General features: G+C 63.9%; 16 protein-coding genes and 1 tRNA gene. 11 read left to right on the top strand and 6 right to left on the bottom strand.

Features of this window, described 5'->3' with window-relative positions:
• Window positions 1–199: 199 nt before the first annotated feature.
• From rpsA to aroA, 3 genes are all read right to left on the bottom strand, one after another.
• Window positions 200–1,906: a 30S ribosomal protein S1 gene (gene rpsA / locus AC0L3P_RS33245; RefSeq protein WP_027566167.1), complete on the bottom strand. Its 1,707-nt coding sequence runs from the start codon at window positions 1,904–1,906 to the stop codon at window positions 200–202.
• 266 nt (window positions 1,907–2,172) lie between these two features.
• Entirely contained in the window at window positions 2,173–2,811 is a 639-nt protein-coding gene (gene cmk, locus AC0L3P_RS33250) for a (d)CMP kinase (protein ID WP_027514724.1), read from the bottom strand.
• Window positions 2,808–4,205: a 3-phosphoshikimate 1-carboxyvinyltransferase gene (aroA, locus tag AC0L3P_RS33255; RefSeq protein WP_473308532.1), complete on the bottom strand. Its 1,398-nt coding sequence runs from the start codon at window positions 4,203–4,205 to the stop codon at window positions 2,808–2,810. Before aroA ends, cmk begins: the two co-directional genes overlap by 4 nt.
• 112 nt (window positions 4,206–4,317) lie before the next feature.
• Here aroA and AC0L3P_RS33260 point away from each other — a divergent pair, with 112 nt between their 5' ends.
• From AC0L3P_RS33260 to AC0L3P_RS33270, 3 genes are all read left to right on the top strand, one after another.
• Window positions 4,318–4,728, top strand: coding sequence for a TIGR02300 family protein (locus AC0L3P_RS33260; RefSeq protein ID WP_007598417.1), 411 nt, complete (start codon window positions 4,318–4,320; stop codon window positions 4,726–4,728).
• 66 nt (window positions 4,729–4,794) lie between these two features.
• Window positions 4,795–4,870 (top strand) — tRNA-Ala (locus AC0L3P_RS33265).
• A gap of 154 nt (window positions 4,871–5,024) precedes the next feature.
• Window positions 5,025–5,261, top strand: a complete 237-nt coding sequence (locus tag AC0L3P_RS33270; RefSeq protein WP_275168852.1) for a GIY-YIG nuclease family protein — start codon at window positions 5,025–5,027, stop codon at window positions 5,259–5,261.
• Window positions 5,262–5,275: 14 nt separating this feature from the next.
• Here the strand turns inward: AC0L3P_RS33270 and AC0L3P_RS33275 are convergent, their stop codons facing one another.
• A complete protein-coding gene (locus tag AC0L3P_RS33275) occupies window positions 5,276–5,737 on the bottom strand; it encodes a MarR family winged helix-turn-helix transcriptional regulator (RefSeq protein WP_473308535.1) in 462 nt (153 codons plus the stop codon).
• Between the two features lie 152 nt (window positions 5,738–5,889).
• On the opposite strand from AC0L3P_RS33275, the gene AC0L3P_RS33280 reads away from it, so the two are divergent.
• The 8 genes from AC0L3P_RS33280 to AC0L3P_RS33315 all read left to right on the top strand — a co-directional run bounded on the left by AC0L3P_RS33280 (window position 5,890) and on the right by AC0L3P_RS33315 (window position 13,157).
• Window positions 5,890–6,315 (top strand): organic hydroperoxide resistance protein, encoded by a 426-nt coding sequence (locus tag AC0L3P_RS33280; RefSeq protein ID WP_007598424.1) that lies wholly within the window; start codon window positions 5,890–5,892, stop codon window positions 6,313–6,315.
• 173 nt (window positions 6,316–6,488) lie between these two features.
• The gene (locus AC0L3P_RS33285; RefSeq protein ID WP_473308537.1) at window positions 6,489–7,706 is read left to right on the top strand and encodes a CaiB/BaiF CoA transferase family protein; all 1,218 of its coding nucleotides are present in this window, start codon (window positions 6,489–6,491) and stop codon (window positions 7,704–7,706) included.
• 217 nt (window positions 7,707–7,923) lie between these two features.
• Window positions 7,924–9,240, top strand: coding sequence for a sn-glycerol-3-phosphate ABC transporter substrate-binding protein UgpB (gene ugpB, locus AC0L3P_RS33290; protein WP_275168859.1), 1,317 nt, complete (start codon window positions 7,924–7,926; stop codon window positions 9,238–9,240).
• A 47-nt stretch (window positions 9,241–9,287) separates the two neighbouring features.
• A complete protein-coding gene (gene ugpA, locus AC0L3P_RS33295; RefSeq protein ID WP_027566174.1) occupies window positions 9,288–10,169 on the top strand; it encodes a sn-glycerol-3-phosphate ABC transporter permease UgpA in 882 nt (293 codons plus the stop codon).
• On the top strand, window positions 10,169–11,017 hold the full coding sequence (ugpE, locus tag AC0L3P_RS33300; protein WP_007598587.1) for a sn-glycerol-3-phosphate ABC transporter permease UgpE: 849 nt from the start codon (window positions 10,169–10,171) through the stop codon (window positions 11,015–11,017). The genes ugpA and ugpE overlap by 1 nt, the downstream gene beginning before the upstream one ends.
• 5 nt (window positions 11,018–11,022) lie before the next feature.
• Complete coding sequence (locus AC0L3P_RS33305) at window positions 11,023–12,111, top strand: sn-glycerol-3-phosphate import ATP-binding protein UgpC (protein WP_473308540.1); 1,089 nt, start codon at window positions 11,023–11,025, stop codon at window positions 12,109–12,111.
• A 296-nt stretch (window positions 12,112–12,407) separates the two neighbouring features.
• Window positions 12,408–12,833 (top strand): Hsp20 family protein, encoded by a 426-nt coding sequence (locus AC0L3P_RS33310; protein WP_007598583.1) that lies wholly within the window; start codon window positions 12,408–12,410, stop codon window positions 12,831–12,833.
• Window positions 12,834–12,884: 51 nt separating this feature from the next.
• The gene (locus AC0L3P_RS33315; RefSeq protein WP_007598581.1) at window positions 12,885–13,157 is read left to right on the top strand and encodes a BQ00720 family protein; all 273 of its coding nucleotides are present in this window, start codon (window positions 12,885–12,887) and stop codon (window positions 13,155–13,157) included.
• A 233-nt stretch (window positions 13,158–13,390) separates the two neighbouring features.
• Here the strand turns inward: AC0L3P_RS33315 and ptsN are convergent, their stop codons facing one another.
• Together ptsN and hpf are read right to left on the bottom strand one after the other, a co-directional pair.
• Window positions 13,391–13,852, bottom strand: coding sequence for a PTS IIA-like nitrogen regulatory protein PtsN (gene ptsN / locus AC0L3P_RS33320; RefSeq protein ID WP_027514736.1), 462 nt, complete (start codon window positions 13,850–13,852; stop codon window positions 13,391–13,393).
• Window positions 13,853–14,090: 238 nt separating this feature from the next.
• Complete coding sequence (gene hpf, locus AC0L3P_RS33325) at window positions 14,091–14,705, bottom strand: ribosome hibernation-promoting factor, HPF/YfiA family (RefSeq protein ID WP_275168865.1); 615 nt, start codon at window positions 14,703–14,705, stop codon at window positions 14,091–14,093.
• Window positions 14,706–14,767 lie beyond the last annotated feature (62 nt).

Here is a 14,767-nt window from a genome sequence, read left to right on the forward strand (position 1 = left end):
CCCCCCCCCCCCCCCCCCCCCCCCCCCCCCCCCCCCCCCCCCCCCCCCCCCCCCCCCCCCCCCCCCCCCCCCGGCCCGCCCCCCCCCCCCCCCCCCCCCCCCCCCCCCCCCCCCCCCCCCCCCCCCCCCCCCCCCACGATAGCAACAAAAAAGCCCCGGCTCGCGCCAGGGCTTTGATGCAGTGAAACCTGCGTTTCGCTTACTTGGTGTCGCGGTTCTTGAGCGCGGTGCCGAGGATGTCGCCGAGCGTCGCTCCCGAATCGGAGGAGCCGTATTGCGCGATGGCTTCCTTCTCTTCGGCGACTTCGAGCGCCTTGATCGACACCTGGACCTTGCGGGCCTTCTTGTCGAACTGGATCACGCGGGCATCGACCTTCTCGCCGACAGCGAAGCGTTCGGCGCGCTGATCGTTGCGGTCACGGGCGAGCTCCGAGCGCTTCACGAACGTGGTGAAGTCGGTACCGGTGATCTTCACCTCGATGCCGCTCTCCTTCACTTCGATCACTTCGCAGGTCACGACCGCGCCCTTCTTGACATCGCCCGGCTCGGCGAAGGGGTCGCCTTCAAGCTGTTTGATTCCAAGAGAAATGCGCTCCTTCTCGACGTCCACATCGAGCACCACGGCCTTGACCATGTCGCCCTTCTTGTAGTTGTCGATCACCTGCTCGCCCGGCTGCTTCCAGTCGAGGTCGGAGAGATGGACCATGCCGTCGACGTCGCCCTCGAGGCCCAGGAACAGACCAAACTCGGTCTTGTTCTTGACCTCGCCTTCGACCGTCGAACCGGTCGGGTGACCTTCGACGAAGACCTCCCACGGGTTGCGCATGGTCTGCTTGAGGCCGAGCGAGATGCGGCGCTTGACGGAATCGACTTCCAGCACCTGCACTTCGACTTCCTGCGAGGTCGAAACGATCTTGCCGGGGTGCATGTTCTTCTTGGTCCACGACATCTCGGAGACGTGGATCAGGCCTTCGATGCCCGGCTCGAGCTCGACGAACGCGCCGTAGTCGGTGATGTTGGTGACGCGACCGGTGAAGCGGGCACCCAGCGGGTACTTGGCTTCGATGCCCTGCCACGGATCGTCCAACAGCTGCTTCATGCCCAACGAGATGCGGTGCGTCTCGTGGTTGATCTTGATGATCTTGACCTTCACGGTCTGGCCGATCGAGAGCACCTCGGTCGGATGGTTGACGCGGCGCCACGCGATATCGGTGACGTGCAGCAGACCGTCGATGCCGCCGAGATCAACGAACGCACCGTAATCGGTGATGTTCTTGACCACGCCGTCGATGACCTGACCCTCTTCGAGGTTCTGCACCAGCTCCTGACGCTGCTCGGCGCGGGTCTCTTCGAGAACCGTGCGGCGGGACACGACGATGTTGCCGCGGCGACGGTCCATCTTGAGGATCTGGAACGGCTGCGAGTTGTTCATCAGCGGCGCAACGTCGCGGATCGGACGGATGTCGACCTGCGAACGCGGCAGGAAGGCCACGGCACCGTCGAGGTCGACGGTGAAGCCGCCCTTGACCTGGTTGAAGATGACGCCGTTGACCTTCTCGTTGTTCTGGAAGGCCTTCTCGAGCTTGCCCCAGCTCTCTTCGCGGCGCGCCTTGTCGCGCGACAGCACGGCTTCGCCGAGGGCGTTCTCGATCCGGTCGAGGAACACTTCCACCTCGTCGCCGACCTTGAGCTCGCTGTCACGGCCGGGGCCGGAAAATTCGCGCAGGGCAACGCGGCCCTCGGTCTTCAGGCCGACGTCGATGACGGCCATGTCCTTTTCGATTGCAACAACCTTGCCCTTGATGACGGAGCTTTCCTGCAGGTTGCCGCCTGCGAAGGACTCGTCGAGCATCGCGGCGAAATCGTCGCGCGACGGGCTATAGGTATCAGCAGAAGTCGAAGCCATTTGTTCTCCAGTTGCGGATGTCGTGCCGGCCGTTGGGTTCTTGGGCGCATCGTACGCGCAGTGTCGGAAGGTCCGCAGAACCTTCGAGCGACCGCTCGCTGCTCCGACCTGGAGGCGGAACAGCGGGAGCGGGCCGGCTGAGGCCCGCGCGTTCGATACGTGGAAATCTTTTGTCCGGAGCCTGGATCGCGTCGGCCCCAAGCAGGGACCGAGAGTATCGACCTCAAAGAGCGGGAGCGGGCGCTTCCTCCAATGACGGCAGCGGCTTAACCCCGCGACCGGCCCGCTCGGACGGCCTCGATAATGTCGATGGCGGCCCGGACGCCGCCTTCTATATCCAGTTGGGAGTTATCTAGCAAGTAAGCATCCGCGGCCGGCTTCAGGGGCGCGATCGCCCGGTTCTTGTCGCGTTCGTCGCGCTGGATGATGTCGGCGAGCACGGCCGCCTCGTCAGCCTCCTCGCCCCGCGCCTTGGCCTCCATGGTCCGGCGGCGGGCGCGGACCTTGGGGTCGGCGACGACGAAGATTTTCACGTCGGCATGGGGGCAGATCACGGTTCCAATATCCCGGCCATCGAGCACGGCGCCGGGCGGGTCGGCGGCGAATTGCCGCTGAAAACTGACCAGGGCCTCGCGCACCCTGGGGATCGCCGAGACGATGGAGGCGCCCTCGCCGGCCTTCTGGGTCTTCAGGGCGGGATTGCCGAACTTTTCGGGATCGAGTTCCAGCGCCGCGGCGACCGCCGCCGCCTCGTCCCGGAGATCATGCCCGGACTGCATCAGGGAATAGGCCACCGCGCGATAGATCACGCCGGTATCAAGATGACGGTAGCCGTAATGATGGGCAAGACGCTTGCCGAGCGTGCCCTTGCCCGACGCCGCGGGCCCGTCGATAGCGATGATCATGAAAACTCGGCCCCAAGCGAACGCATCATCGGGATGAAATCCGGAAAACTGGTGGCGATGAAGGCGGTGTCATCGACGGTCACGGGCTGGTCAGAGGCGCAGCCCATCACCAGCGCGGACATCGCGATGCGATGGTCCATGTGGGTGGCCACAACGCCGCCGCCGGGCACATGGCCGCGGCCTTCGACGATCAAATCATCGCCGGAGACCTCGACCTTGACGCCGTTGACCCGGAGCATCGCGGCAGTAGCTTCGAGACGGTCGGATTCCTTGACGCGCAGCTCCTGGAGGCCGCGCATGATGGTCGTGCCCTCGGCGTAGGCGGCCGCCACCGCCAGCACCAGATATTCGTCGATCATCGACGGTGCGCGCTCTGGCGGCACCTCGACACCGCGCAGTTTCGAGGCGCGTACGCGCAGCTTCGCCATCGGCTCGCCGGCGTCGCCGCGAACTTCGCTTTCCTCGATCGAGGCACCCATTTCGCGCAGCGTGGTGAAAAGACCGGTCCGCAGCGGATTGGTCATGACATCGGACAGGACGATTTCGGAGCCTTCGACGATCAGCGCAGCAACCATGGGGAACGCCGCCGACGAGGGATCGGCGGGCACGATGACATTGGCGCCATGCAACTCAGGCTGGCCCACGAGCGTGATACGGCGGCCGTGCTGACCTTCCTGCACCGAGGTGATCTCGGCGCCGAAATGCTTGAGCATCAGCTCGGTGTGGTCGCGACTGGCCTCGGTCTCGATGACCGTGGTGATGCCGGGCGCGGCCAGGCCCGCGAGCAGCACGGCGGATTTGATCTGGGCCGAGGCGACAGGCGTCTTGTATGTAATCGGGAGCGGATCGCGCGCACCCTGGACAGTCAGCGGCAAACGGCCGCCCTCGCCGCCGGAGACGACCTTCGCACCCATCTTTTCCAGAGGGTCCAGAATCCGGCGCATGGGCCGGCTCCGCAGCGAGGCATCGCCGTCGAAAATCGCAGAGATCGGGCAGCCCGCGACGGCGCCCATGACGAGCCGGCAGCCGGTGCCGGAGTTGCCGAAATCCAGCGGCGCTTTGGGCTCCGCGAAGCCCGCGACACCCACGCCGTTCACCTTCCAGGCGAAATCTCCGGTGCGCTCGACCCTGGCGCCAAGCGCCTGCATGGATTTGGCGGTGTTAAGGACGTCTTCGCCCTCCAGGAGGCCCGAAATCCGCGTCTCTCCCACCGCGAGCGCGCCGAGGATGAGGGCGCGGTGGGAGATCGACTTGTCTCCGGGCACCCGTACTTTCCCGGTCAGGGGACCGCTGGCGCGCGACTGAAGCGGCGTCGGCTTGTCGGAATCGGTCAAGTTTGTGTCCTTGGATAGGCACGAGACGTCCCTGCGGGACTCGCGGGGCAGGTACCACATGGTCTCCCCGCCGTCACGGGCATGTCGTTCTCCCGCAATGCGCTATTGACAGCGGGCCGCCAACTAGCCAAGTGAAGCACCGCTTTTCAGACATTTCCAGGATTCCTCTGCCGTGGCCAAGTCCGAACTCGGAACTAAACGTATTTGCCCGACCACGGGCAAAAAGTTCTATGACCTCAACAAGAATCCGGTGATCTCGCCCTATACCGGTGAAGTCGTGCCGATCGCGCCCATCGCGCCGGCTCGCGCGCCCCGTGGCGCCGAAGCTCGCCACGCAGCCGCTGCCGCCGACGCCACGCCGGAGCCGGCGGAGGTCGAGGAGGTCTCGCTCGAGGAGGCCGATGCCGAGGAGAACACCGGCAAGGTCAAGGCCGTTGTGCCCGAATCCGAGGACGACATCGAAGTCGATGAGACCATCGAGGACGACGACGACGATGATTCGACCTTTATCGCCGACGACGAAGAGGGCGATGAGGACGTCACCGACATCATTGGTGATGTCGGCGGTGACGAAGAGACTTGAGATAATTCCAGAACTGTGGTTCTGGGTCTTTCCCGACGCGTCGCCCAAGGCGCGTCGGACGGTTAAGGGGCCATAGCTCAGCTGGGAGAGCGCTTGCATGGCATGCAAGAGGTCGGCGGTTCGATCCCGCCTGGCTCCACCAGCCTTCGCAGGCTGCGCCTGCTTCGGCTAGGCAAGCCCCCTCGTAGCGAAGGCTGCCCCGCCATAGCCCGCAAGGGCGGAGGCGGGCCTGGGCAAATTCCCAATCGCGTCGATAGACTGGTTTTGTATCCTGTCCTCGTTGGGGGGTATGGGCCATGAAATACGTCTACATTCTCGAAAGTCTCGACCACGAGCACTTCTATGTCGGCATCACCGACGACCTGCGGGCTCGTTTGACGAAACATAACGCTGGCGAGGTGCCGCACACCTCAAAATATGGACCTTGGCGAATTCGCACCTATTTCGCGTTCGATGACGCCGCGCGCGCCCTCGCGTTCGAGCGCTATCTCAAATCTGGCTCTGGGCGCGCGTTCGCGAAGAAACATTTTTGAGGGCCGAACTCCCCCTACTCCCCTATCACCGCATTCAACCGATCGCGCAACGCCACAATCTCGTCCTTCATCGCGACCAGTTCCGCGACCGAGCAATCCGACGCCGCCAGGATCGATTGCGGCACGGCGCGGGCCTTGTCCTTCAGGGCCTGGCCCTGCGCGGTCAATGCGATCAGCACCTGACGCTCGTCTTCGCTCGAGCGCGTGCGCTTGACGAGGTGGGCTGCCTCGAGGCGCTTGAGCAGCGGCGTCAGCGTGCCCGAATCCAGGTGCAGCTTTTCGCCGATGCTTTTGACCGGCACGTCGTCGCGCTCCCACAGCACCAGCATCACCAGATATTGCGGATAGGTCAGGCCGAGCCGGTCCAGCAGCGGCTTGTAGACGCGGTTGAAGGCATGCGCGGCCGAATAGACCGCGAAGCAGATCTGGTTGTCGAGGCGCAGCGGCGCGTCGGCTGCTGAATGTTTCCGGGGCATCGAGAATCTCACAGGACCAGCTCCATTCTGGGGCCGGCCGGCGCCACATTCAATTGCGAACAATTAAATGTGAGACGCCATAATTTCAATTGTGCGCAATCTAATTGTTTGCGATAAGGATCGCGCCCCACCCGAAACACAGGGAGACCAAAATGTCAGTGAATGTCCTCTACAAGACCAGCGCAAAGGCCACCGGCGGCCGCGACGGCCATGCTGCGACCCTCGACGGCGCGCTCGACGTCAAGCTCACCACGCCGAAGGAGCTCGGCGGCGGAGGCGGCGCCGGCAACAATCCCGAGCAGCTGTTTGCGGCGGGCTATGCCGCTTGCTTCATCGGCGCGATGAAGTTCGTATCCTCGCAGGGCGGGCCGAAGGTTCCGGCCGACGCCTCCGTGACCTCCACCGTCGGTATCGGCCCGCGCGCGGCCGGCGGATTCGGTCTCGATATCGACCTTGCCGTCTCGCTGCCGGGCCTCGCCCGCGCGGAAGCCGAGGCGCTGGTCGAGAAGGCGCACCAGGTGTGCCCGTATTCCAACGCGACGCGCGGCAATGTCGACGTTCGCCTGACGGTCGTCTGATCAGTTACGCGAAGCGGTTGGCCCGGGATCCCCTCGGGCCGGCCGCTTCCCTTGATTTGCCATCCCGCGGGATTGCGGCCACCCGCTGCATGACCCTCTACCCGGGAAGCCATTGCCGGCTCGGACGAACCTCGTTAGGCCTGTGATCACATCGACACAGGGGACGCGAAGGCATGACTGAAGCCGTCAGTTCTGGAGCTGCCACGGGCGCAATGAGCGGCCTGCGCGTCATCGATCTCACGCGCGTGCTCGGCGGTCCCTATTGCACCCAGATCCTCGCCGACCATGGCGCCGACGTGATCAAGGTCGAGCCGCCCGCAGGCGACGAGGTGCGCGACTGGGGCCCTCCCTTCCACGAGGAAGACGCGGCCTATTTCATCGGCATCAACCGCAACAAGCGCTCGATCGGCCTCGACCTCGCCTCCGAGGGCGGCCGGACCGTGCTGCTCAAGATGCTGGAGAGCGCCGACGTCCTGATCGAGAACTTCAAGCCGGGCACGCTGGAGAAATGGGGCATCGGCAACGAGGTGTTGCGCGAAAAATTCCCGCGCCTCGTGCATTGCCGGATCTGCGGCTTCGGCGCCGACGGCCCGCGCGGCGGCAATCCCGGCTATGACGCCATCATCCAGGCCATGACCGGCATGATCGCGGCGACCGGCTCGCCCGAGAGCGGACCGATGCGGATCGGCGTGCCGCTGGTCGATATCGGCACCGGCCTCTATGCGGCGATCGGCATCTTGATGGCGCTGGCGGAGCGGCAACGCTCGGGCCAGGGCCAGTTCTTGGAAACCACGCTGTACGAGACCGGTCTCGCCATCATGCATCCGCACACCGCGAATTATTTCATGCATGGCAAGCCGCCGTCGCTCACCGGCAACGAGCATCCCAACCTCGTGCCCTATGCGATCTTCCCGACCAAGACCGACAATATCTTCATCGGCGTCGGCAACGACGGCACCTTCCGCAAGCTCGCCAAGGAGATCGGCAAGCCCGAGCTCGGCACCGATCCGCGCTTTGCGCGCAACAAGGATCGCATCGCCAATCGCGAAGCGTTGCGCGCCGAACTCGCCGCCGTGTTCAGCCAGCACGAGGCCGAGCCGCTGTGCAATCGCCTGCTTGCCGCCGGCCTGCCCGAAGGGCCCGTGCAGAAGATCGACCAGGCGTTGACCAACCCGCACACAATCGCGCGCGGCGATATTATCGAGAAGGACTGGTACAAGGGCGTGGCGTCGCCGATCCGGCTCGATCGCAGCAAGCCGAGCCTGCGTCGCCTGCCGCCGAAATTCAGCGAGCACGCCGCCGAGGTGCTGGGCGAGTTCGGCTACTCCAGGTCCGAGATCGACGCGATGGTCGAGCAGGGCACGGTCTGCGGACCCGAGCGCAAGCGGTAGGGCCCTCCCCTCCAAATCCGACGGCAATGCCGCACTGCGGCGCGGGCGCTCTGTGCACCGCGAACGGAGGACGCTGCGCGCGCGGCATTCGCCTATTTGACGGCTTCCCTTTTGCCGCGCTTGCCGCTTTCGTTTCGGCCGCTTACACAGTCATGTGAACGTCATATGGCGCTGCTAGCGCAAGCGATCTTTTTGACGGCCAAGGGAGGTTTACTTGATGGCTCTTCGACACTTTGGAGCGGCTGCCGCTATTGCACTCACGGTTGGACTCTCGGCCTCGCCGGCCTTGGCCGCGACCGAAATCCAGTGGTGGCACGCGATGACCGGCGCCAACAACGACGTCATCGTCAAGCTCGCCACCGACTTCAACGCGTCGCAGAGCGACTACAAGGTGATCCCGACCTACAAGGGCAACTATCCCGATACGATGAACGCCGGCATCGCGGCATTCCGCGCCGGCAACGCCCCGCACATCATGCAGGTGTTCGAAGTCGGCACCGCGACCATGATGGCCGCGACCGGCGCCGTGAAGCCCGTCTACAAGCTGATGGCCGACGCCGGCGAGAAGTTCGATCCCAAGATCTACCTGCCCGCCATCACCGGCTACTATTCGACGTCGAAGGGCGAAATGCTGTCCTTCCCCTTCAACTCGTCCTCGACCGTGATGTGGGTGAACCTCGACGAGCTGAAGAAGGCGAACGTCGAGATCCCGAAGACCTGGCCCGAAACGTTCGAGGCTGCCAAGAAGCTGAAGGCTGCCGGTCATGACACCTGCGGCTTCTCCGGTTCCTGGGTCACCTGGGTCAATCTCGAGCAGCTCTCCGCCTGGCACAACGTGCCGCTCGCCAGCAAGGCCAATGGCCTCGACGGCTTCGACACCGTGCTCGAGTTCAACGGACCGCTTCAGGTCAAGCATCTCGAAACCCTGGTCGAGCTGCAGAAGACCAAGACGTATGATTACGCCGGCCGCACCAACACCGGCGAGGGTCGCTTCACCTCCGGCGAGTGCCCGATCTACCTGACCTCGTCGGCGTTCTTCGGTAACGTCAAGGCGCAGGCCAAGTTCGCCTTCACCGCCGTGCCGATGCCGTATTATCCGGACGTCAAGGGCGCACCGCAGAACTCGATCATCGGCGGCGCTTCGCTGTGGGTGATGGGCGGCAAGTCGGCCGAGGAATACAAGGGCGTCGCGAAGTTCCTGACCTTCCTCTCGGACACCGATCGCCAGGTCTATATCCACAAGGCCTCGGGCTATCTGCCGATCACCAAGGCTGCTTATGAGAAGGCCAAGGCCGAGGGCTTCTACAAGGATCAGCCCTATCTCGAAACCCCGCTGCTCGAGCTGACCAACAAGGAGCCGACCGAGAATTCGCGCGGTCTGCGCCTCGGCAACATGGTTCAGCTGCGTGACGTCTGGTCGGAAGAGATCGAGCAGGCGCTGGCCGGCAAGAAGACCGCCAAGCAGGCGCTGGATGCCGCCGTCGAGCGCGGCAACACGATGCTGCGGCAGTTCGAAAAGACCGCCGTCAAGTGAGGCAATGAGCGGCAGGCCGCGACCCGGCCTGCCGCTCTGCTGGCATCATGCAAAAGCAAGCCATTTTCCAGTCAAGGCTGTTGCCGTACGCGCTGGTTGCGCCGCAGCTCGCGATCGTCCTGATTTTCTTCTATTGGCCGGCCCTGCAGGCGGTGATCCAGTCCTTCCTGCTCCAGGATGCGTTCGGTCTGTCGACCACCTTTGTCTGGTTCGAGAATTACGTCGAGCTGTTCAAGGACGCAGCCTATTTCGAGGCGATCGTCCGAACGTTCTTGTTCTCATTCGCCATCGCCGTCTCGTCGCTGTCCTTCGCGCTGCTGCTCGCCGTGATGGCGGACAAGCCGCTGCGTGGCTCGATGCTCTACCGCACGCTCCTGATCTGGCCCTATGCGGTGGCGCCGCCCGTGGTTGGCGTGCTCTGGATCTTCATGCTGCATCCCTCGCTCGGCGTGCTCTCGCGCTATCTACGCAACATGGGCATCGACTGGAATCCGCTGCTCGATGGCGACCAGGCCGCGGCGTTGATCATCCTCGCCGCCGCCTGGAAACAGATCTCCTATAATTTCCTGTTCTTCCTCGCCGGCCTGCAGGCGATCCCGAAGAGCGTGTTCGAGGCCGCCGCGATCGACGGCGCCCGTCCGATGCGGCGGTTCTGGACCGTGACCTTCCCGCTGCTGTCCCCGACCATCTTCTTCCTGCTGGTGGTCAACATCGTCTACGCCTTCTTCGACACGTTCGGCATCATCGACACCATGACCCGCGGCGGTCCGGGAACGTCGACGGTCACGCTGGTCTACAAGGTCTATTCCGACGGCTTGCTCGGCGGCAATCTCGGCAGCTCGGCGGCGCAGTCGGTGATCCTGATGGTCATGGTCATCGTGCTCACCGGAATCCAGTTCCGGTTCGTCGAACGCAAGGTGACCTACTGATGGTCGAGGAAGAGGGCTTCCGGCGCTACATCGCCCATATCATCCTCTGGATCGGGATCGCGATCGTCGCCTTCCCGGTCTACATCGCGTTCGTTGCCTCGACCCAGGACAACGCGCTGATCGCCAACGGGCAGATGTCGCTGCTGCCGGGCGGTCATTTCTTCGAGGTCTACTACCAGACCATTTTCGTCGGCACGAGCGGCTCGACCCGCGAGCCCGTCGGCAACATGATGCTGAACTCGCTGGTGATGGCGCTGCTGATCGCGGTCGGCAAGATCGCGATCTCGATCATCTCGGCCTATGCGATCGTCTATTTTCGCTTTCCGTTCCGGATGCCGATCTTCTGGATCATCTTCATCACCCTGATGCTGCCGGTCGAGGTGCGCATCTATCCGACCTACAAGATCGTCGCGGATCTGCACATGCTCGACAGCTATGCGGGCCTGTCGCTGCCGCTGATCGCCTCGGCCACCGCGACGCTGCTGTTCCGCCAATTCTTCATGACCGTGCCGGACGAGCTGCTGGAGGCCTCGCGCATCGACGGCGCCGGTCCCCTGCGCTTCTTTTGGGATACGCTGCTGCCGCTGTCGCGCACCAACATGGCGGCGCTGTTCGTGATCCTCTTCATCCTCGGCTGGAATCAGTATCTCTGGCCGCTGCTGATCACCACCCGCGACGACATGCAGACCATCCAGGTCGGCATCCGCAAGATGATCACCACCACCGACGCGCTGACCGAATGGCCGATCGTGATGGCGACCGCCGTGCTCGCGATGCTGCCGCCGGTGTTCGTCGTCGTCGTGATGCAGAAACTGTTCGTGCGCGGACTCGTGGAGACGGAAAAGTAAATCCCATGGCTAACGTCACCCTGCGCAACGTCCGCAAGACCTATCCCGGCGGCTTCGAGGCCATCAAGGGCGTCAATGTCGATGTCGGCGACGGACAATTCTGCGTGCTGGTCGGTCCCTCCGGCTGCGGCAAGTCGACATTGCTGCGCATGGTCGCGGGCCTCGAGACCGTCACCGGCGGCGAGATCGACATCGGCGGCCGCATCGTCAACCAGATCGAGCCCGCCGACCGCGACATCGCGATGGTGTTCCAGAACTACGCGCTCTATCCGCATATGAGCGTCTTCAACAACATGGCCTATGGCCTGCGCAACCGCGGCATGAAGGAGGCCGAGGTCAAGACCCGCGTCGACGAAGCCGCGCGCGTGCTCGAGCTCACCTCGATGCTGGAGCGCAAGCCGCGCCAGCTCTCCGGCGGCCAGCGCCAGCGCGTCGCCATGGGCCGCGCCATCGTGCGCCAGCCGAAAGTGTTTCTGTTCGACGAGCCGCTGTCCAACCTCGACGCCAAACTCCGCATCGCGATGCGGGTCGAGATCCGCAAATTGCAGCGCCGGCTCAACACCACGTCGATCTACGTCACCCACGACCAGCTGGAGGCGATGACGCTTGCCGACATTCTCGTGGTGATGAACGGCGGCCAGGTCGAGCAGGTCGGCAATCCCTTGGCGATCTACGAGAAGCCGGCGACGACTTTCGTCGCCTCCTTCATCGGCGCGCCGCCGATGAATCTGATGTCGACGCGGCCCGAGGAGATCCGGTCGCAGCTCGCCGGCAGCGGCGCGGCTGACGCCGGAATCCTCGGCATTCGCCCGGAGGATTTCGTCATCACCGACCAGACCCCCGCCGACGGCGTCGTGTTGCCGCTGACCGTGGAAGCGATCGAGCGCGTCGGCGCCGAAACCTTCGTCTACGGCACGCGGGCCCAGGACGAGCAGCGCATCGCCGCCAACCCCGGCGAGCTGCCCCCTGGCGAGGTCATCGTCCGCATTCCCGGCTCAGAGGCGCCGCCGATCGGCGAGAAGATCCGCGTCGCAGCAATGCGCCAAAAGCTGCATCTTTTCAGCGGCGACGGCCGGACGCGGATCGAGGCCTGACCCGGTTCCGCGGGCCGTCGATTAAAAACCGCGAAAACAACCCCATGCACAGTAGAAGGGGGGGTCTGTTTTCGTTGAGAAAAATCGCGCCGCGATTTCGTCGTGCCGGGCTTGTCGCAGGCGTTTCGCGCCATGACGATAAGTCAGCCTTCGTGCATGGCAGAGTGGGTGAGCTGGCAATCCACAGCCTCCGCTACGTCCTTGAACCCACACGCGGATATGCCCATATTGCTGGTCAAGGGGCGCCTGTACGGGCCCTGATGCACCAAAGTCGCTTCGAGAGGACTTTGTAAACTATGTCTCGTGTTCCCACGCTTTCCAGTCCGTTCCTTCTGGGCTTCGACGAGATCGAGCGCGTGCTCGATCGGGTCGTCAAAGGCGCCGACGGTTACCCTCCCTACAACATCGAGAGGTGCGACCGATCGGAGGGCCAGCCCGAGCGTTTGCGAATCACGCTGGCGGTCGCCGGATTCACCCGCGACCAACTCGATGTAACCATTGAAGAAAACCAGCTCGTCATTCGCGGACGGCAGCAGGACGACAAGACCCGGCAATACATTCATCGCGGCATCGCCGCGCGCCACTTCCAGCGCACTTTCGTGCTGGCGGAGGGGATGCTGGTGCTGGGTGCGGATCTGAAGAACGGATTGCTGGCGATCGATCTTGCCCGACCGGAACCGGAGAGGATCGTTAAGACAATCGCTATCAATGAGCACGAATAATGGAACGAGTAGCGGACTCGACCGCTTAGTTTCTGTGAAGGAGTCGAGACCATGAGTGAAGGTCACGTTGCGTTCGAATACGAAGCCAAGAACGTCTCGCCAGAGACGCTGGCAACCCTCGGCGAAGGCCATATCGCCTATGTGAAGCAGATCCGCTCCGAGGATGTGCCGGGCCTGTTTCCCGAAGCGCCGAAGATCGCGCCGGGCCTCAAGCTCTTCGCGCTCCACGCCGCCGACGGCACGCCGATCATGCTGACCGACAGCCGCGAAGCCGCGATCGCCAACGCCTGGAGCAACGAGCTGCAAGCGGTGAGCGTGCACTGAGAACGCGCACGTCGCACGAATAGAGTTCTAAGCGGGCATGCCTTCGAAGGGAGGCGTGCCCGTTTTTATTTCGACGACGGATCGCTGCAATCTCCACGTCATTGCGAGCGAAGCGAAGCAATCCAGAATCTCTCCGCGGAGACATTCTGGATTGCTTCGTCGCTTTGCTCCTCGCAATGACGGAGTGTGAAGCTAAGGCGTGCCTAGCACTCGTGTCCCGGAAGCGGAGACGCTTACGCCGCGGTCGCCGGCGGCAGCGCGAGCACCGAATAGATCGCCTGGGCGTCGCGCGAGGCGCGGAGTTTTTTCGCGATATCCTGATCGCGCAGCAGGCGGGCGATGCGGGCCAGTGCCTTGAGATGATCGGCGCCGGCGCCTTCGGGGGCGAGCAGCAGGAAGACGAGATCGACCGGCTGGCCGTCCATCGATTCGAAATCGATCGGACGATCGAGGCGCGCGAACAGGCCGAAAATCTTTTCCAGCTTGGGCAGCTTGCCGTGGGGGATGGCGACGCCGTAGCCGACCGCGGTGGTGCCGAGCTTCTCGCGTTGCAGGAGCACCTCGAACACGGAACGCTCGTTCTGCCCGGTCAGCTCGGCGGCCTTGGCCGCGAGTTCCTGAAGCGCCTGCTTCTTGCTGTTGACCTTCAATGCCGGGAGAATCGCCTCGGGCGCGACCAGATCGGTAATCGGCATGGAAGTCTTCCGAGGTGAATGAAAACGTCAGGTTCCGAATTGGCCAGCCTGGACAAAGAACCTGGGCGGGCCGACGTCGAGAAGTTGAAGCAGGAAGCGGACTTAGCTCGCCCCTGATGTGGGGGGCTTCTACTCCAACGCAATCCCGGTGCCAACTCCCGCGTGCAGCTTTGCCCCGGTCATTGTTAAGGCCGAAAGGGGCCCCGGCGCGGAGCCCCAGGGGCGTCGCCCGACAGCCTCAGGCCTTGCCGTCCTTGCCGTCCGCCTTGGTGCCCGGGGGGTCGATCCAGCCGACATTGCCGTCCGCCCGGCGGTAAATGATGTTCACCCGACCCGAGGAACCGTGCTGAAACACCAGGCAAGGCGCCCCGCTGAGGTCGAGTTCCATGACCGCTTCGCTGACGGACAGCGGCTTCAGCGAGGTGGTGGCCTCGGCGATGATGACGGGGCTGTAGCCGGTGATCTCGTCCTCGTCCTCACCCTCGCCCGGTGCCTCCAGCACATAGCTGGTGGCATCCATGGCGGCCAGCGCCGCGGAGGCGACATGGGCCTTGCGGGCGGAGCGGTCCTTGAGCCGGCTCTTGTAGCGCTTGAGCCGCTTCTCGATCATCAGCAGCGCCTGGTCGGCACTGGCATAAGCGTCCGGTGCGTTCGAATCGGCCTCGAGCGTAATTCCCGAATCAAGATGCAGCGCACAGTCGGTGCGGAAGCCGAAGCCGTCCTTGCTCAGCGTGATGTGACCGGAGTAATTGCCGTCGAAATATTTGCGCAGAACCTCTTCAGTCCGGTCGGTGACGCGGCCGCGCAGGGCCTCGCCGACATTGACGCTCTTTCCCGAGATGCGGAGAGTCATGTGAACCTCGCTTGGTTCGTGCCTGGCCTGGATTTGGGCCCGATAGCAGATCGAGAGTAGCG

It is taken from the genome of Bradyrhizobium sp. WSM4874, from assembly GCF_055811835.1.